This window comes from Enterobacter sp. GER_MD16_1505_Eko_090 (assembly GCF_003331015.1).
Classification (GTDB): Bacteria; Pseudomonadota; Gammaproteobacteria; order Enterobacterales; family Enterobacteriaceae; genus Enterobacter; species Enterobacter roggenkampii.
The window spans coordinates 41,701-59,297 of record NZ_PUQF01000019.1; the positions used below are offsets into that span (position 1 = coordinate 41,701).

Here is a 17,597-nt window from a genome sequence, read left to right on the forward strand (position 1 = left end):
GTGTCTGAACGTATAAAAGGAACCCCCATGTCCAGTTTGATTAACAGCGCCATGAGTGGCCTCAGTGCTGCGCAGTCGGCACTCAATACCGTCAGTAATAATATTTCAAGCTATAACGTGGCAGGCTATACCCGCCAGACCACGGTGCTGGGCGCATCTAACAGCACGCTGACCGGCGGTGGCTGGGTGGGTAACGGGGTGTATGTCTCCGGTGTCCAGCGTGAGTATGACGCCTTCATCACCAATCAGCTGCGCGCCGCGCAGACGCAGAGCAGCGGCCTGACGACGCGCTATCAGCAGATGTCAAAAATCGACGATGTGCTCTCCGATACCACCAACTCGCTTTCCACCACGCTGCAGGACTTCTTCAAAAGTCTGCAAACCCTGGTGAGCAACGCGGAAGATCCGGCGGCGCGTCAGACGGTGCTGGGTAAAGCGGGCGGTCTGGTCAATCAGTTCAAAACCAACGATCAGTATCTTCGTGACCAGGATACGCAGGTGAATACCGCGATTTCAACCAGCGTGTCGCAGATCAACAACTATGCCAAACAGATTGCCAATCTGAACGATCAGATTTCCCGTCTGACCGGCGTCGGTGCGGGCGCATCGCCTAACGATCTGCTTGACCAGCGCGATCAGCTCGTCACTGAGCTGAACAAAATCGTCGGCGTGGAAGTGTCTGTTCAGGATAGCGGCACGTATAACATCTCTTTCGGCAACGGTTACAGCCTGGTGCAGGGCAGCAAAGCTAACCAGCTGGCGGCCGTGAAGTCCAGCGCCGATCCGTCCCGTACCACCGTGGCCTATGTCGATGACGTGGCCGGGAACGTAGAGATCCCGGAAAAGATGATCACCACCGGTTCTTTGGGCGGTTTACTGACCTTCCGCACGGAAGATCTGGATAAAGCTCGTAACACCCTGAACCAGATGGCGCTGGCCTTTGCCGATTCGATGAACACGCAGCATGAAGCCGGCTTTGACGCTAACGGTGATGCGGGCGGTAAGCTGTTCAACTTTGGTTCTCCGGCGGTGCTGTCCAACAGCAAGAACGGCGGATCGGCGGTTGTTACGGCCTCTGTGACCGACAGCAAACAGGTCCAGGCGACAGACTATAAGCTGCAGTTCAACGGCACTGACTGGACGATCACCCGTACATCAGACAAAACCAGCTTTACGATGAGCCCGGATGCCAGCGGCAACCTGTCGTTTGATGGTCTTAACGTCAACGTGAGCGGCACGGCAAATACCAAAGACAGCTTTACCGTGAAGCCGGTTTCCGACGTCATCATGAACATGGATCTGGCGATCAGCGACGAGTCCAAACTGGCGATGGCGTCAGTGCAGAACGGCGGCGAAAGTGATAACCGTAATGGCCAGAAACTGCTTGATCTTCAAAACGCGAAAGTTGTGGGTGGGAATAAAACCTTTAACGATGCGTATGCCTCTCTCGTCAGTACAGTCGGTAGCTCAACGGCGTCACTGAAGGTGAGCAGCCAGACGAAAGCGAATGTGGAAACACAGTTAACCAAACAACAGCAGTCCATCTCAGGGGTAAACCTCGACGAAGAGTATGGCAATTTGCAGCGTTATCAGCAGTATTACCTTGCCAACGCGCAGGTGTTACAAACTGCCAGTACGCTCTTCGACGCAATTATCAATATTCGCTAAGGTTGAGGTGAACAATGCGTATTAGCACCCAAATGATGTACGACCAGAACATGCGTGGGATCACCGATTCCCAAAGCAAATGGCTAAATTACGGGGAACAAATGTCCACCGGTAAGCGCGTTAATCGTCCGTCGGACGATCCTATCGCGGCGTCTCAGGCGATTGTTCTATCACAGGCTCAGGCGCAGAATAGCCAATTCGATCTTGCGCGTACCTTTGCAACGCAGAAAGTATCGCTTGAGGAGAGTGTCCTTTCACAGGTTACAACGGCCATTCAGAGCGCTCAGGAAAAAGTCGTTTATGCGAGGAATGGGACATTAAGTGACAGCGATCGGGCATCTCTGGCGACAGACCTGCAAGGCATACGCGATCAGCTTATGAACCTCGCCAACAGCACTGACGGTAATGGACGATATATCTTCGCAGGGTATAAGACGGAGAATGTCGCTTTTGACCAAACCAGCGGCAATTATATCGGTGGTACTACCCCAGTTAACCAACAGGTGGATTCTGCACGAAATATGCAAATCAGCCACACTGGCACAGAGGTTTTCGCCACGTTTACCAGCAATGCAACACCGGAGCCGGGTGGTGGAACACCTGAAAAGAATTTATTCAAGATACTGGATAATGCTATCACCTCGTTGAACACACCGGTCGGTGACGATCAAGCGAAGGTCGATCAGGAAAATGCAGCCATTGATGCTGCGAACCGGGGGTTGCGTAACTCGCTTGATAATGTATTAACTGTACGGGCCGATTTGGGTACCAAACTTAACGAACTGGATAAACTGAACACACTGAGTAACGACCGGTCACTCGCACAGACTTCGCAAATGAGTGACCTTGTGGACGTTGACTGGAATGCGGCAATTTCCTCTTACACCATGCAGCAGGCGGCCTTGCAGGCGTCTTATAAAGCGTTTAGCGATATGCAGGGCATGTCTCTGTTTCAGCTGAACAAATAGCATCTTGACCTCTTAGAACATGTCTTGAAACTGGGCATGTTTTGCTGCCCAATCCGTCTGGATTGGGCATTTTTTTTATGCGACTTCTGCCGTTACTGAGGCGACACGCGCGCTTTCTATCAGACGGATGACCAGCGCAATGACGCCACAGACGGTGGCCAGTGCGACCACACCCGTCCAGCCAGCCAGCGAGTAGATATTGCTGCCTAACGCGGACCCCAGCGCCATCCCGATAAAGACGACCGTAAAGAGCAGGGCGTTGAGACGACCACGCGCCTGCGGTTCAAGGCTGTACACCAGGTTCTGATGGGCGACCAGGCTGGACTGCAGGCCCAGGTCGAACCCGACGGCAGAGATGGCGATCAGCATCAGCTGTCCATGAACGCCCAGCGCGGGCATCAGGAACATCAGGGCGAAAGAGACGGTCACAAGAACGGCACCAAGCTGCGTGACTTTTCCTGCCCCCAGTTTGTCCGCCAGACCCCCCGCCAGTGGGGCAGCTAACGCACCCGCGGCACCGGCAATACCAAAACCACCTGCGACGGCACTACCCAGGTGATAGCGTTCCAGCAGCATGACCGCAAGCGTTGACCAGAAGGCGCTAAAGGCAATCGACAGGAAACCCTGAGCCAGCGCCGCGCGGCGCAGCGCCGGGTAGCGACGCCACAGGTGTTCCATCGAGCGCATCAGCGCGGGGTAGCTCAGCGTGGAGTGAATGGCAAAACGGGGAAGTACAAACCACATCATTACCCCGATGAACGCAATGCTCGCCGCTGCCAGCTGGTACATGACGCGCCAGCCAAACGCTTCGCCCACCACGCCGCTCACGGTTCTGGATAATAAGATACCCATCAGCAGCCCGGTCATTACTGTACCTACGGTTTTTCCCTGTTTGCCTTCCGGCGCAAGAATGGCCGCGGCAGGGACGATATCCTGTGCCATGGTGGCGGCCATGCCGATAAGCAGGCTTGCCAGCAGCAGGGAATGGATCTGCCCGGTCAGGCTACAGCCGAGAAGAAACAGCGCAAGCGCCGCGCTTTTGATCAAAATTAACGTCCTGCGGTCGTGGCGATCGCCCAGAGGAAGCAGGAACAGGATGCCAAGCGCGTAGCCTGCCTGCGTTAATGTTGGCACCAGGCCCATACCTTCAATACTCAAATGCAGGTCGGCACCCATCAGCGGCAGCAGGGGCTGCGCGTAATAGATTGATGCCACGCTGAAACCAGCCCCCAGAGCCAGCATAAAGATCACCCAGCGGCTTACAGCATGGGGAGTCGTTGTTGTGTTCATAAGTTGTTCCTCATTCATCGTGTGCGGCTATTTTTTATCAGCACGCCTTGCGACGGTAGCGGGCCCGGTGGTAAAACGCTTATACGTTGAACGTATAAGTGAAAATGCGATGAAAAGAGCTGAGCGTATAGACAGGGTAGAGCTCATGCGGACGTTTGTCCGCATTGTCGAGGCGGGTTCGCTCTCAGCGGCGGCGCGGCAGCTGGCAACAACCCAGGCCACGGTAAGCCGACGGCTGCAGTCGCTTGAAACCATGCTGGGCGTGCGCCTGTTGTTGCGCACCACCCACACGACGCGGCTAACGGATGACGGCGAGCGCTGCTATCAGCACGCCCGTCGGGTGATTGACAGCTGGCTGGCGCTGGAGGATGAGGTGGGGCAGACGGAAGATGAGCCGGTAGGCGTGCTGCGGGTGCGGGCGCCGCACGCGTTTGGTCAGGATCAGCTTCTGAAACCCGTAACCGAATTTTTGCAACGCTATCCGCAGCTTTCGATTGAGTGGATGCTCAACGATCGGTCGGCGGATTTCCTCGGCGACAACCTTGACTGTGCTATTCGGGTGGGCGTGGAGGTCGATCCGGCAACCGTATCCGTACTGCTGGCGGAGGTGCCGCGCTCGGTGGTGGCTTCTCCGGCACTGCTGGCCCGCTTCCCGGCGGTGAATACGCCGGAGGATTTGCAGCAGTTTCCCTGGATAGCCATCAGCTCTTTCTACCAGCGCCACGTGGAGCTTTTTCACGATGCCACGTCCGCCACCGCGCGGATTGCTATTACGCCACGGCTCAGCACCGACAGCCTGTATGTCGCACGCAATACGGCACTTACCGGCCTTGGCGTGGCCGTGGTATCCAGCTGGACGGTACAGGACGATATTCGGGAAGGGCGGCTGGTGCATTTGCTGCCCGAGTGGCAGCCCGCGGCGCTACCGGTACATCTGGTTTATCCCTGGTCCCGTTATTATCCAGCACGCTTGCGGCGATTTCTGGAGTTGATGCGGCAGGTCATGCCGGAGGTGACCGGGATGAGAAAGCCTGTTCAGCAGCCATAAAAAAGCCGACCCAAGGGTCGGCTTTTTACTTCAGTGTCGTTTGTCGTTATTCGACAGACTGTGGACGCGTTGCCGGTGCAGTCGCCTGATGCGTTGCACTGTGACCACCGGCTGCGCCTTTCCCTTCGAAGCTGAAGGCCGGGCGAACCCAGTCGCTGTGACGCGGCGCTTCAGGCACGTAATCCGGCGCCGGGGCGCGGGTCATTGGTGCTGTCGCTACGTGGGCAGCGGCTGGCGCAGAAACAACCGGCTCAGGCTTCACTTCTGGCGCTTTCGGCTCTTCAACAACCGGTTCAACCTGAATCTCAACGTCCTGAACGACCTCTTCAGCGGTGGTTTCGTCGAGAGTTTCAGCGGCTTCTTCTACCGCGGCTACAGGTTCAGCCTCTTCAGCAATTTCCTCAGCCACCACGACATCTTCTTCAGCAATAAGCTGCGGTGCGGCATCAACCTGCGCGGCAATCACTTCCGGATGCGTGGTTTCGACGTCCGCGGCCTGAGGTGCTTCAGTTTCAACAACCTGAGGTTCAACCACGGTTGCCGTTTCAGTCACGACCTCTTCTACCGCTGCTACAGGTGCAATGACCTCTTCCGTTACCGGCTGTTCTTCAACAACCTGCTCCGGGCGAGCAACAGGGTAGCGGATCCAGACTTTGCCGGAAGCCATTTCTGGTGAAGCACAGGCAACGGTCAGCGGCATTGGAGACTGAGTCGGGTACCGCTCGTCACGATAGCGACGACGGCGCTGACCGCTGACGCGCAGATGACGTGGGGAACGACGTGAACGGCGCGGCATACCGGCGTTATCACGGTTTTCACCGTTTTCATCCTGCTCAATATTGTTATCAACGACCGCTGGCAGGTCAACTTTTGCCAGCTGCGTACCGGTTGCGCTCTCGCGAGTTTCAACCGCAACGTTTGCTGTCTCTTCGGTTGCTTCAGAGGCGAAGCGGACTTTCTGAGCAAGCTGGCGCTGCTTACGGCGCGGCATGACCTGAGTACGTTCTTCCTGCTCGCCGTCCTGCTGCTCTACAGGCTCTTCGCGGTTCAGGTTTTTGACTTCCTGCTGTGCCTGACGCTTCTCGTCGTTACGACGACGGTTGCGTTCACGGCGCGGCTGCTGGTCGTCACGCTGTTTGCTCTTCTCAGACTCATCGCCCGCCTGCTGGCGAATTTCACGATCTTCAACATTCTGCTGCTGTTTCTCGCGACGGTTGCGACGGTTGTCTTCGCGTTGCTCACGGCCTTCGTTATTGTCAGAGCGGTTGTCACGGTTGTCACGACGCTCGTTGCGCTCATTACGATCGCTACGGTCATTACGGTCGCGGCGGTTGTTCTGACGCTTACGGCGGTCCTGCTGACGTTCAGGCTTGGCCGCTTTTGGCTCTTCTTTCGGCTGCTCTGGCTGAACTTCCTCACCGGCAAACATCTTCTTCAGCGCGCCGAAGAAGCGGCTCAGCAGACCCGGCTGCGCTGGCTGTGCTTTCGCTGCCGTCGCTTCTGGTTTCTGCGCCGCAGGTTTGGCCGCTGGTTTTTCCAGGGCGGCTTCCGGTGGGGCTTCTGGCATGATGAAGGTCGCTAACGCAGGCTGCTCTGGCAGCTTACGCTCTGCTGGCTCGTCATCAGATGGCAGGGCCATCTCTTCTTCGTGCAGCTTCGGCAGCAGGTAGCTGAGCGTTGACGTCTCTTCACCTTTACGGACACGCAGTACGTGGTAGTGCGGGGTTTCCATCTGATCGTTTGGCACGATGATGCAGCGAACGCCGCCCTGACGCGCTTCAATGGCACTGACCGCAGCACGTTTTTCGTTCAACAGGTAGGACGCAATTGGCACAGGCACAATCGCGTGAACCTCTTTGGTATTCTCTTTCAGCGCTTCTTCTTCAATCAGACGCAGGATAGAGAGGGACAGCGATTCGTTATCACGCACGGTACCGGTGCCGGAGCAGCGTGGGCAGACGTGATGGCTGGACTCACCCAGCGATGGGCTCAGACGCTGACGGGACATCTCCAGCAGGCCAAAGCGTGAGATATGGCTAATCTGAATACGCGCACGATCCTGACGCACCGCTTCGCGCAGACGGTTTTCTACCGCACGCTGGTGACGTACAGGGGTCATGTCGATGAAGTCGATAACAATCAGACCACCCAGGTCGCGCAGGCGGAGCTGGCGGGCGATTTCATCAGCGGCTTCAAGGTTGGTGTTGAAGGCGGTCTCTTCGATGTCGCCGCCGCGGGTTGCACGCGCGGAGTTGATGTCGATAGCGGTCAGCGCTTCAGTGGTATCGATAACGATAGAACCGCCGGATGGCAGACGCACTTCACGCTGGAAGGCGGACTCAATCTGGGATTCGATCTGATAGTGGCTGAACAGCGGGATTTCACCGGTGTAGAGCTTAATTTTGCTGGTGAAATCCGGACGGCCCAGCGCGGCGATGTGCTGGCGCGCCAGCTCAAGCACTTTCGGGTTATCGATCAGAATCTCACCGATGTCCTGACGCAGGTAGTCACGGAAGGCACGCACGATCACGTTGCTTTCCTGGTGGATCAGGAACGGAGCAGGGCGGCTTTCCGCTGCTTTCTGGATGGCTTCCCAGTGCTTCAGACGGAAGCTGAGGTCCCACTGCAGCGCTTCGGCGGATTTCCCGACGCCTGCGGTACGCACGATAAGCCCCATGCCGTCAGGCAGTTCAAGGCTTGCCAGCGCTTCTTTCAGCTCGGTACGGTCATCACCTTCGATACGGCGAGAGATACCACCCGCACGCGGGTTGTTTGGCATCAGCACCAGATAGCTCCCCGCCAGGCTGATAAAGGTTGTCAGTGCGGCACCTTTGTTGCCACGCTCTTCTTTATCAATCTGAACGATAACTTCCTGACCTTCACGCAGAACATCTTTGATGTTTGGGCGGCCATGGGCGTTGTAGTTTGCAGGGAAATATTCGCGGGCGATTTCTTTCAGAGGGAGGAAACCATGACGCTCAGCACCGTAATCGACAAATGCAGCTTCAAGGCTTGGTTCAATGCGGGTGATTTTGCCTTTGTAAATGTTCGCTTTTTTCTGTTCGTGTCCAGGACTTTCGATATCCAGATCGTACAGGCGCTGCCCATCCACAAGGGCGACACGCAACTCTTCTTGCTGAGTTGCGTTGATTAACATTCTTTTCATCGTAACTTACTCGTTATTCTTACATTGACGACAAAGCTGCGGGCAAGGTGACGCTTTCCGGGGTATGAACCGATGGCCTCGTGTCTGTTCACGTCGCCAACCTCACGGTTGTCGCTCGCTTAAGAGGCGCAGAGTGTCGGTTGCCTGTGTTTCATACGGAAACACAGCGCAATTATCAGGGGAATTGCCTGGGTAGAACTCTCCAGAGAACAATCCTTATACCGGGAAGTACTGCAACCCGCAGCCCGCTAACTGCCTGAAAGATCAATACGTCTTACGCCATTGCTGCGTGGATGATCGGTCAGACAAAATTGGTCATTCCGTCGACATCCTTACAAAACCCGGATTTAACGCGGAAAACGACCTCATTATTCCACTGCTCGCCGGGTTATAGCAAGATGACTTTTACCAATTATCACCCGGTTACTCACAGTTTCTTCACCTCAAGGTGGTGATTGGTTTAATAACCACCAAATCGATTGCGTGAAACGGGGCGCAGGCCGGATAAAAGTAAATATAAGCATAGAAAAATGAGTGGCGCTAATGGCTGACGATATTTAGAATCGCCAACCATGAAAACAGAGACTCCAGCCGTAAAAATGGTTGCCATCGCCGAAGATGAAGCGGGGCAACGTATCGATAACTTCTTGCGCACCCAGTTGAAAGGGGTGCCAAAGAGCATGATTTACCGCATCCTGCGTAAGGGCGAAGTGCGGGTGAACAAAAAACGCGTGAAGCCCGAGTACAAACTCGAGGCGGGCGATGAAGTGCGTATTCCGCCGGTGCGCGTGGCAGAGCGTGAAGAAGAGACCGTTTCACCGAAGCTACAGAAAGTGGCGGCCCTGAGCGATGTCATCCTTTACGAAGATGACCACATTCTGGTGCTGAATAAACCGTCAGGAACGGCAGTCCATGGCGGTAGCGGCCTGAGCTTCGGTGTGATTGAAGGGCTCCGCGCCCTGCGCCCGGAAGCGCGTTTCCTTGAACTGGTGCACCGTCTTGACCGTGACACCTCTGGCGTGCTGCTGGTAGCGAAAAAACGTTCTGCGCTGCGTTCCCTGCATGAACAGCTGCGTGAAAAAGGGATGCAGAAAGACTACCTGGCGCTGGTGCGCGGCCAGTGGCAGTCCCATGTAAAAGTGGTGCAGGCGCCGCTGCTGAAGAACATTCTGCAAAGCGGCGAGCGTATTGTCCGCGTCAGCCAGGAAGGGAAACCGTCTGAGACGCGGTTTAAGGTTGAAGAGCGCTATGAGTTTGCCACGCTGGTGCGCTGCAGTCCGGTGACCGGTCGTACCCACCAGATCCGCGTACATACGCAGTTTGCAGGGCACCCCATCGCGTTTGATGACCGCTATGGCGACCGCGAGTTTGATAAGCAGCTGGCGGGGACGGGGCTATCGCGTCTGTTCCTGCATGCGGCAGCGCTGAAATTTACCCACCCAAATACCGGTGAAGTCATCCGTATTGAAGCGCCGCTGGATGAGCAGTTGAAACGCTGCCTGAAGGTTCTGCGCGGCTGATTTTGCCCGGCGGCGCTGCGCTTGCACGGGCCTACGGTTTTGTAGGCCGGGTCAGCGCAGCGCCACCCGGCGAAGGTCACATCGTCAGCGGATTACACTCTTCTCGCCGTAACAACTGACACAAGGCAATCAGCGGTAACCCCACCAGGGTGTTCGGATCCCGACCGTCCAGCTTGTCGAACAGCGCAATCCCCAGCCCCTCACTTTTAAAGCTCCCCGCGCAGTTCAGCGGACGCTCACGACGCACATAATCCATAATCTCTTGCTCGCTGAGATGACGGAAGTGTACGTCGAACGGCTCGCACTCGGTTTGCAGATGGCCTGACGCGGCGTTATAGAGGGCGAGGCCCGTATAGAAGGTCACGATAGTACCGCGCGCGCGCAGAAGCTGCTGGCAGGCATTTTCCTCTGTATGCGGCTTGCCGGTGATTTCGCCGTCCAGCACGCAAACCTGATCGGAGCCTATAATCAAATGCGAAGGATAGCGTGCGGCCAGCGACTGCGCCTTCTCCTTAGCAAGACGCGTCACCAGATGGCGCGGTGACTCGCCCGGCTGTGGCGTCTCATCCACGTCTGGTGCAGCGCATTCAAACGGGATCCCGAGCTTTTCCAGCAGCATTCGGCGGTAGGGAGACGTGGAAGCAAGGACGAGATTTGGCATATTTTTATCACCAGATATAGCGTATCGATGCCAGCCATTTTAAACTACAGGCCGCAATGTGTGCGAATAATTGGCAAAAGGCAGCTCTGGTTGCCTTTTTCTTTGACTCTATGACGTTACAAAGTTAATATGCGCGCCCTATGCAAAAGGTAAAATTACCCCTGACTCTTGATCCGGTACGTACGGCTCAAAAACGCCTCGATTACGAAGGTATCTATACTTCCGATCAGGCTGAGCGTATTGCCGAATCCGTAGTCAGTGTGGACAGTGATGTAGAATGCTCCATGTCGTTCGCTATCGACAATCAGCGCCTCGCCGTGTTAACCGGTGATGCAAAGGTGACGGTAACGCTCGAGTGTCAGCGTTGCGGGAAACCGTTTGTACAGCATGTTCACACAACGTATTGTTTCAGTCCGGTTCGTTCTGACGAACAGGCTGAAGCACTCCCGGAAGCGTATGAGCCGATTGAGGTTAACGAATTCGGTGAAATCGATCTTCTGGCTCTGGTTGAAGATGAAATCATCCTCTCCTTGCCAGTCGTTCCGGTGCATGATTCTGAACACTGTGAAGTGTCCGAGGCGGACATGGTCTTTGGGGAACTGCCTGATGAAGCGCAAAAACCAAACCCATTTGCCGTATTAGCCAGCTTAAAGCGTAAGTAATTGAGGAGTAAGGTCCATGGCCGTACAACAGAATAAACCAACCCGTTCCAAACGTGGCATGCGTCGTTCCCATGACGCGCTGACTGCAGTTACCAGCCTGTCTGTAGACAAGACTTCTGGTGAGAAACACCTGCGTCACCACATCACCGCTGACGGTTTCTACCGCGGCCGCAAGGTTATCACTAAGTAATCACGCGTCAGCGTGATTAGGCTTAGTGAGGAGCTCCCCGTGCAAACGGGGAACTTACCGAACCAGGCTGCGACGATACCTTGACACGTCTAACCCTGGCGTTAGATGTCATGGGGGGAGATTTTGGCCCTTCCGTGACAGTGCCTGCAGCATTGCAGGCACTGAATTCTAATTCGCAACTCACTCTTCTTTTAGTCGGCAATCCCGACGCAATCACGCCATTACTTGCAAAAGCTGACTTTGAACAACGTTCACGTCTGCAGATTATTCCTGCGCAGTCAGTTATTGCCAGTGATGCCCGACCCTCGCAGGCGATTCGCAATAGCCGCGGCAGCTCGATGCGGATAGCGCTGGAGCTGGTGAAAGAAGGACGAGCCCAGGCTTGCGTCAGCGCGGGTAATACCGGCGCGCTGATGGGACTGGCGAAATTGTTGCTCAAACCGATTGACGGTATTGAGCGCCCGGCGCTGGTGACGGTGTTGCCGCATCAGCAGAAGGGCAAGACGGTGGTGCTCGATTTGGGCGCGAACGTCGATTGTGATAGTACAATGCTGGCTCAGTTTGCCGTAATGGGATCGGTGCTGGCAGAAGAAGTGGTCGGGATCAATACTCCCCGTGTTGCGTTACTGAACATTGGTGAAGAAGAGACCAAAGGCCTGGACAGCATTCGCGAAGCAGCTGAATTGCTCAAACAGGTTCCCTCCATCAACTATATTGGTTATCTCGAAGCCAATGAGTTGTTGACGGGTAAAACGGATGTTCTGGTCTGCGATGGCTTCACCGGAAACGTAACGTTGAAGACCATGGAAGGGGTCGTGCGGATGTTTCTTTCTCTGCTGAAATCACAGGGAGAGGGCAAAAAAAGCGCCTGGTGGCTGATTTTATTGAAGCGTTGGTTACAAAAGAGCCTGACGCGGCGATTCAGTCACCTCAACCCCGACCAGTATAATGGCGCCTGTCTGTTAGGATTGCGCGGCATCGTGATTAAGAGTCATGGCGCCGCCAATCAGCGAGCATTTTCTGTCGCCATTGAACAGGCAGTGCAGGCGGTGCAGCGACAAGTCCCTCAGCGGATTGCCGCTCGCCTGGAATCTGTATTAGCTAAAAGTGACTGAGCGTACATGTATACGAAGATTTTAGGTACCGGCAGCTACCTGCCAAAACAAGTGCGTACCAACGCCGATCTGGAAAAAATGGTAGATACGTCTGACGAGTGGATTGTCACGCGCACAGGTATCCGTGAACGTCGTATCGCCGCGCCAGACGAAACCGTGTCCACCATGGGTTACGAAGCCGCACAGCGTGCTATCGAGATGGCGGGCATTGATAAAGAACAGATCGGTTTGATCGTGGTGGCCACGACGTCTGCTACACATGCTTTCCCAAGCGCGGCATGCCAGGTGCAGAATATGCTCGGCATTAAAGGTTGCCCGGCGTTTGACGTTGCCGCTGCGTGCGCAGGTTTTACCTATGCGCTGAGCGTTGCCGATCAGTACGTGAAGTCCGGAGCCGTCAAATATGCGCTGGTGATCGGTGCTGACGTGCTGGCGCGTACCTGCGATCCAACCGATCGCGGAACGATCATTATTTTTGGTGATGGTGCGGGCGCGGTGCTGCTGGGGCAGTCCGAAGAGCCGGGTATCATCTCTACGCATCTGCATGCTGATGGCAGCTACGGTGAGCTTTTGACCCTGCCTAACGCCGATCGCGTTAATCCGGACAACTCGATTTACCTGACCATGGCAGGGAACGAGGTGTTCAAGGTGGCGGTGACTGAGCTTGCGCACATTGTTGATGAAACGCTGGAAGCGAATAACCTTGAGCGCTCCGCGCTCGACTGGCTGGTGCCGCATCAGGCGAACCTGCGTATCATCAGCGCGACCGCGAAAAAGCTGGGCATGTCGATGGATAACGTTGTGGTGACGCTGGATCGTCACGGCAACACCTCTGCGGCGTCAGTACCGTGCGCATTTGATGAAGCGGTACGCGACGGGCGAATCAAACGGGGCCAGCTGGTCTTGCTTGAAGCCTTCGGTGGCGGGTTCACCTGGGGTTCCGCGCTGGTTCGTTTCTAGGATAAGGAATAAAAAATGACGCAATTTGCTTTTGTGTTCCCAGGGCAGGGCTCTCAAACCGTTGGGATGTTGTCTGAAATGGCAGCACACTATCCGGTCATTGAAGAGACTTTCCGTGAAGCTTCTGATGCACTGGGTTATGATTTATGGGCGCTGACCCAGCAGGGCCCGGCCGAAGAACTGAACAAAACCTGGCAGACACAGCCAGCGCTGCTGACAGCGTCCGTTGCGCTGTGGCGTGTCTGGCAGCAGCAGGGCGGTAAAGCGCCAGCGCTGCTCGCGGGCCATAGTCTGGGTGAATACTCAGCGCTGGTCTGTGCCGGTGTGATCGCGTTTGCTGACGCCGTACGTCTGGTGGAACTGCGCGGTAAATTCATGCAGGAAGCGGTGCCAGAAGGCACAGGTGGCATGTCTGCTATCATCGGTCTGGATGATGCTGCGATTGCAAAAGCGTGTGAAGAATCTGCTGAAGGGCAGGTGGTTTCACCGGTTAACTTCAACTCGCCGGGCCAGGTGGTTATCGCTGGTCATAAAGAAGCGGTTGAGCGTGCCGGTGCTGCCTGTAAAGCTGCTGGCGCGAAACGCGCGCTGCCGCTGCCGGTCAGCGTGCCGTCCCACTGTGCGTTAATGAAGCCAGCCGCCGAGAAACTGGCGGTTGAGCTGGAAAAAATTACGTTTAACGCACCGACGATTGCCGTTGTGAACAACGTCGATGTGAAATGCGAAACCGCGCCGGAAGCTATCCGCGACGCACTGGTTCGCCAGCTCTACAGCCCGGTACAGTGGACCAAAACCGTTGAGTTTATGGCCGCTCAGGGCGTTGAGCATCTGTATGAAGTCGGCCCAGGGAAAGTCCTCACCGGTCTGACGAAACGTATTGTTGACACCCTGACAGCCTCGGCGATTAACGAGCCGGAAGCGATGTCAGCGGCACTCTCGCAATAAAAGAGGAATACCATGAGTTTTGAAGGAAAAATCGCCCTGGTGACTGGCGCAAGCCGCGGTATCGGGCGTGCAATTGCTGAAACACTGGTTGCGCGCGGCGCGAAGGTGATTGGTACAGCAACCAGCGAGAATGGCGCGCAGGCCATCAGCGAGTATCTGGGTGCGAACGGTAAAGGTCTGGTACTGAATGTGACCGAACCAGCATCTATCGAATCTGTTCTGGAAAATATTCGCGCAGAGTTTGGTGAAGTGGATATTCTGGTCAATAATGCCGGGATCACTCGCGACAACCTTCTGATGCGAATGAAAGATGACGAGTGGAACGATATTATCGAAACCAACCTGTCATCTGTATTCCGTCTGTCAAAAGCGGTAATGCGCGCTATGATGAAAAAGCGTCATGGTCGTATTATCACTGTTGGTTCTGTGGTTGGTACCATGGGAAATGCTGGTCAGGCTAACTACGCTGCGGCGAAAGCAGGTCTGATCGGTTTCAGTAAATCGCTGGCGCGTGAAGTCGCGTCCCGCGGGATTACTGTAAACGTTGTTGCTCCGGGCTTTATTGAAACGGACATGACGCGTGCGCTGACCGATGAGCAGCGTGCGGGTACACTGGCGGCAGTTCCGGCGGGTCGTCTTGGCGACCCTAAAGAAATCGCCAGTGCGGTTGCATTTTTAGCCTCTGACGAAGCGGGTTACATCACTGGTGAGACCCTCCACGTCAACGGCGGGATGTACATGGTTTAATCACGATCGAAAATATTTGCGTTATTAGGGCAAATGGCCTCAAAATAACGTAAAATCGTGGTAAGACCTGCCGGGATTTAGTTGCAAATTTTTCAACATTTTATACACTACGAAAACCATCGCGAAAGCGAGTTTTGATAGGAAATTTAAGAGTATGAGCACTATCGAAGAACGCGTTAAGAAAATTATCGGCGAACAGCTGGGCGTTAAGCAGGAAGAAGTTGTGAACTCCGCTTCCTTCGTTGAAGACCTGGGCGCAGATTCTCTTGACACCGTTGAGCTGGTAATGGCTCTGGAAGAAGAGTTTGATACTGAGATTCCGGACGAAGAAGCTGAGAAAATCACCACCGTTCAGGCTGCCATTGATTACATCAACGGCCACCAGGCGTAAGTGAACATCTCCAGGCGGTCATTCGACCGCCTGAGTTTTATCTTTTTTAGTCCCACGAATCTCTTTTTTTATCCCTCCCTGGAGGACAAACGTGTCTAAGCGTCGTGTAGTTGTGACCGGACTTGGCATGTTGTCTCCTGTCGGCAATACCGTAGAGTCCACCTGGAAAGCTCTCCTTGCCGGTCAGAGCGGCATCAGCCTAATCGACCATTTCGATACTAGCGCCTATGCAACGAAATTTGCTGGCTTAGTAAAGGATTTTAACTGTGAAGAGATCATCTCGCGCAAAGAACAGCGCAAGATGGATGCCTTCATTCAATATGGAATTGTCGCTGGCGTTCAGGCCATGCAGGATTCTGGCCTTGAGATTACGGAAGAGAACGCAACCCGTATTGGCGCTGCTATCGGCTCCGGTATTGGCGGTCTTGGCCTGATCGAGGAAAACCATACATCGCTGATGAATGGCGGACCGCGTAAGATCAGCCCGTTCTTCGTTCCGTCCACGATTGTTAACATGGTGGCAGGTCACCTGACCATTATGTTCGGCCTGCGTGGGCCAAGCATTTCTATCGCTACCGCGTGTACGTCTGGCGTGCATAACATCGGCCAGGCCGCGCGTATCATTGCGTACGGCGATGCAGATGCTATGGTTGCGGGCGGTGCTGAAAAAGCCAGTACCCCATTGGGTGTCGGTGGCTTTGGTGCAGCGCGTGCGCTTTCTACCCGTAACGATAATCCTCAGGCGGCGAGCCGTCCGTGGGATAAAGACCGCGATGGTTTCGTGTTGGGTGACGGCGCAGGTATGCTCGTGCTGGAAGAGTACGAACATGCGAAAAAACGCGGTGCGAAAATTTATGCTGAAGTCGTTGGCTTTGGTATGAGCAGCGATGCTTATCACATGACCTCTCCTCCGGAGAACGGTGCGGGTGCTGCGCTGGCGATGGAAAACGCGATCCGTGATGCGGGTATTACCCCAGCGCAGATTGGCTACGTTAACGCTCACGGTACCTCTACGCCAGCAGGCGACAAAGCTGAAGCGCAGGCTGTGAAGTCTATCTTCGGCGAGTCTGCCAGCCGCGTACTGGTTAGCTCCACGAAATCTATGACCGGTCACCTGCTGGGCGCGGCGGGTGCAGTAGAGTCCATCTACTCTATCCTTGCGCTGCGCGATCAGGCTGTTCCGCCAACCATCAACCTGGATAACCCGGATGAAGGTTGCGATCTGGACTTCGTTCCTCATGAAGCTCGCCAGGTTAGCGGTATGGAGTACACCCTGTGTAACTCCTTCGGCTTTGGCGGCACGAATGGTTCTCTGATCTTCAAAAAGGTCTGAGCCTGACGGCCCGAAAGCTATAAAAAAAGGTCCGCTTGCCGGGCCTTTTTTATTAAGCCTAATCTTCTTGTCGGTTGCATGGCATCCTGCCAGACTAAACGCCCACGCATAAGGAGCCACCATGTTTTTAATTAATGGCCTTGAGCAAGACACGCTGCCGGCAAGCGACAGGGCGACGCAGTTTGGCGATGGCTGCTTTACGACTGCGCGTATTCTGGAAGGCGACGTGTGCTTGCTTGATGCACACCTCCGCCGTTTACAAGACGCCTGCCAGACGTTACTGATCCCTTTTACGCAGTGGGAAATTCTTGAACATGAGATGCGTCAGCTGGCGTCAGGTAAAACCAGCGGTGTCTTAAAAGTTATCATTAGCCGAGGCAGCGGTGGGCGGGGGTACAGCGGTGCCGCCTGTCAGCATCCAACACGTATTCTCTCTGTTTCAGCTTATCCTGCTCACTATGCGCGCTGGCGTGAAGAGGGCGTGACGTTGACGCTGAGCCCGGTGCGGCTGGGGCGAAACCCGATGCTTGCCGGACTAAAACATCTTAATCGCCTGGAACAAGTGCTTATTCGTACTCATCTTGAACAGACGGACGCCGATGAGGCGCTAGTCCTTGACAGTGAAGGGCGCATTACGGAATGCTGTGCGGCTAATTTATTCTGGCGTAAGGGGCGCGACGTCTTTACGCCTTCGCTGGCGCAGGCTGGCGTTAACGGCATCATGCGCCAGTTTTGTTTACAGCAGCTCGCACGTTCAGACTTTCGCATTGTCGAAGTTTGCGCAGGAGAAGACGCGCTACATACCGCCGATGAAGTCGTTATCTGCAATGCGTTGATGCCTGTTATCGCCGTCCGTGCGTATGACCAACAGCGCTGGTCTTCGCGCGAGCTGTTCCAGTTTTTAGCCCCGATATGTGAGCAAACCAGATAGTC

Annotated in this window: 16 protein-coding genes; 13 read left to right on the forward strand and 3 right to left on the reverse strand. The window is 55.1% G+C overall.

Annotated features, from left to right (window positions below):
* Window positions 1-27: 27 nt before the first annotated feature.
* Together flgK and flgL are read left to right on the forward strand one after the other, a co-directional pair.
* Window positions 28-1,668 (forward strand): flagellar hook-associated protein FlgK, encoded by a 1,641-nt coding sequence (gene flgK / locus C6A40_RS19555; protein WP_021240766.1) that lies wholly within the window; start codon window positions 28-30, stop codon window positions 1,666-1,668.
* A 14-nt stretch (window positions 1,669-1,682) separates the two neighbouring features.
* Window positions 1,683-2,636, forward strand: a complete 954-nt coding sequence (gene flgL, locus C6A40_RS19560; protein WP_021240765.1) for a flagellar hook-associated protein FlgL — start codon at window positions 1,683-1,685, stop codon at window positions 2,634-2,636.
* A 75-nt stretch (window positions 2,637-2,711) separates the two neighbouring features.
* On the opposite strand, the gene C6A40_RS19565 is transcribed toward flgL, so the two are convergent.
* Window positions 2,712-3,926, reverse strand: a complete 1,215-nt coding sequence (locus tag C6A40_RS19565) for an MFS transporter (RefSeq protein ID WP_008500804.1) — start codon at window positions 3,924-3,926, stop codon at window positions 2,712-2,714.
* Between the two features lie 145 nt (window positions 3,927-4,071).
* On the opposite strand from C6A40_RS19565, the gene C6A40_RS19570 reads away from it, so the two are divergent.
* Window positions 4,072-4,974, forward strand: a complete 903-nt coding sequence (locus C6A40_RS19570) for a LysR family transcriptional regulator (RefSeq protein WP_072204902.1) — start codon at window positions 4,072-4,074, stop codon at window positions 4,972-4,974.
* A 46-nt stretch (window positions 4,975-5,020) separates the two neighbouring features.
* On the opposite strand, the gene rne is transcribed toward C6A40_RS19570, so the two are convergent.
* Complete coding sequence (gene rne / locus C6A40_RS19575; protein ID WP_058657463.1) at window positions 5,021-8,140, reverse strand: ribonuclease E; 3,120 nt, start codon at window positions 8,138-8,140, stop codon at window positions 5,021-5,023.
* A 572-nt stretch (window positions 8,141-8,712) separates the two neighbouring features.
* Between rne and rluC the strand changes: the two genes are divergently transcribed.
* The gene (rluC, locus tag C6A40_RS19585) at window positions 8,713-9,660 is read left to right on the forward strand and encodes a 23S rRNA pseudouridine(955/2504/2580) synthase RluC (protein WP_021240761.1); all 948 of its coding nucleotides are present in this window, start codon (window positions 8,713-8,715) and stop codon (window positions 9,658-9,660) included.
* Between the two features lie 76 nt (window positions 9,661-9,736).
* Here the strand turns inward: rluC and C6A40_RS19590 are convergent, their stop codons facing one another.
* The gene (locus tag C6A40_RS19590; protein WP_045334665.1) at window positions 9,737-10,321 is read right to left on the reverse strand and encodes a Maf family protein; all 585 of its coding nucleotides are present in this window, start codon (window positions 10,319-10,321) and stop codon (window positions 9,737-9,739) included.
* 140 nt (window positions 10,322-10,461) lie between these two features.
* Between C6A40_RS19590 and yceD the strand changes: the two genes are divergently transcribed.
* The 9 genes from yceD (at window position 10,462) to pabC (ending at window position 17,595) form a co-directional block, all read left to right on the forward strand.
* Entirely contained in the window at window positions 10,462-10,983 is a 522-nt protein-coding gene (gene yceD / locus C6A40_RS19595) for a 23S rRNA accumulation protein YceD (protein WP_021240759.1), read from the forward strand.
* Window positions 10,984-10,999: 16 nt separating this feature from the next.
* Window positions 11,000-11,173 carry a 50S ribosomal protein L32 gene (gene rpmF / locus C6A40_RS19600; protein ID WP_003857964.1) on the forward strand — a complete coding sequence of 58 codons (174 nt, stop codon included), beginning with the start codon at window positions 11,000-11,002 and terminating at the stop codon, window positions 11,171-11,173.
* Window positions 11,174-11,253: 80 nt separating this feature from the next.
* Entirely contained in the window at window positions 11,254-12,288 is a 1,035-nt protein-coding gene (gene plsX, locus C6A40_RS19605; protein ID WP_021240758.1) for a phosphate acyltransferase PlsX, read from the forward strand.
* A gap of 6 nt (window positions 12,289-12,294) precedes the next feature.
* Entirely contained in the window at window positions 12,295-13,248 is a 954-nt protein-coding gene (locus C6A40_RS19610; protein ID WP_008500797.1) for a beta-ketoacyl-ACP synthase III, read from the forward strand.
* Window positions 13,249-13,263: 15 nt separating this feature from the next.
* Window positions 13,264-14,193, forward strand: coding sequence for an ACP S-malonyltransferase (fabD, locus tag C6A40_RS19615; RefSeq protein ID WP_008500796.1), 930 nt, complete (start codon window positions 13,264-13,266; stop codon window positions 14,191-14,193).
* Window positions 14,194-14,205: 12 nt separating this feature from the next.
* The gene (gene fabG / locus C6A40_RS19620; protein WP_008500795.1) at window positions 14,206-14,940 is read left to right on the forward strand and encodes a 3-oxoacyl-ACP reductase FabG; all 735 of its coding nucleotides are present in this window, start codon (window positions 14,206-14,208) and stop codon (window positions 14,938-14,940) included.
* A gap of 154 nt (window positions 14,941-15,094) precedes the next feature.
* Window positions 15,095-15,331, forward strand: a complete 237-nt coding sequence (gene acpP / locus C6A40_RS19625) for an acyl carrier protein (protein ID WP_003857954.1) — start codon at window positions 15,095-15,097, stop codon at window positions 15,329-15,331.
* Window positions 15,332-15,422: 91 nt separating this feature from the next.
* Entirely contained in the window at window positions 15,423-16,664 is a 1,242-nt protein-coding gene (fabF, locus tag C6A40_RS19630) for a beta-ketoacyl-ACP synthase II (protein WP_008500794.1), read from the forward strand.
* Between the two features lie 121 nt (window positions 16,665-16,785).
* Window positions 16,786-17,595, forward strand: coding sequence for an aminodeoxychorismate lyase (gene pabC / locus C6A40_RS19635; RefSeq protein WP_045334663.1), 810 nt, complete (start codon window positions 16,786-16,788; stop codon window positions 17,593-17,595).
* The last annotated feature ends 2 nt before the right edge of the window (window positions 17,596-17,597 follow it).

What these genes read in the sequence shown, in the direction of transcription:
- flgK (WP_021240766.1), top strand. Translation starts at nt 28, where the DNA reads ATGTCCAGTTTGATTAACAGCGCCATGAGTGGCCTCAGTGCTGCGCAG.
- flgL (WP_021240765.1), top strand. Translation starts at nt 1,683, where the DNA reads ATGCGTATTAGCACCCAAATGATGTACGACCAGAACATGCGTGGGATC.
- C6A40_RS19565 (WP_008500804.1), bottom strand. Translation starts at nt 3,926, where the DNA reads ATGAACACAACAACGACTCCCCATGCTGTAAGCCGCTGGGTGATCTTT.
- C6A40_RS19570 (WP_072204902.1), top strand. Translation starts at nt 4,072, where the DNA reads ATGCGGACGTTTGTCCGCATTGTCGAGGCGGGTTCGCTCTCAGCGGCG.
- rne (WP_058657463.1), bottom strand. Translation starts at nt 8,140, where the DNA reads ATGAAAAGAATGTTAATCAACGCAACTCAGCAAGAAGAGTTGCGTGTC.
- rluC (WP_021240761.1), top strand. Translation starts at nt 8,713, where the DNA reads ATGAAAACAGAGACTCCAGCCGTAAAAATGGTTGCCATCGCCGAAGAT.
- C6A40_RS19590 (WP_045334665.1), bottom strand. Translation starts at nt 10,321, where the DNA reads ATGCCAAATCTCGTCCTTGCTTCCACGTCTCCCTACCGCCGAATGCTG.
- yceD (WP_021240759.1), top strand. Translation starts at nt 10,462, where the DNA reads ATGCAAAAGGTAAAATTACCCCTGACTCTTGATCCGGTACGTACGGCT.
- rpmF (WP_003857964.1), top strand. Translation starts at nt 11,000, where the DNA reads ATGGCCGTACAACAGAATAAACCAACCCGTTCCAAACGTGGCATGCGT.
- C6A40_RS19610 (WP_008500797.1), top strand. Translation starts at nt 12,295, where the DNA reads ATGTATACGAAGATTTTAGGTACCGGCAGCTACCTGCCAAAACAAGTG.
- fabD (WP_008500796.1), top strand. Translation starts at nt 13,264, where the DNA reads ATGACGCAATTTGCTTTTGTGTTCCCAGGGCAGGGCTCTCAAACCGTT.
- fabG (WP_008500795.1), top strand. Translation starts at nt 14,206, where the DNA reads ATGAGTTTTGAAGGAAAAATCGCCCTGGTGACTGGCGCAAGCCGCGGT.
- acpP (WP_003857954.1), top strand. Translation starts at nt 15,095, where the DNA reads ATGAGCACTATCGAAGAACGCGTTAAGAAAATTATCGGCGAACAGCTG.
- pabC (WP_045334663.1), top strand. Translation starts at nt 16,786, where the DNA reads ATGTTTTTAATTAATGGCCTTGAGCAAGACACGCTGCCGGCAAGCGAC.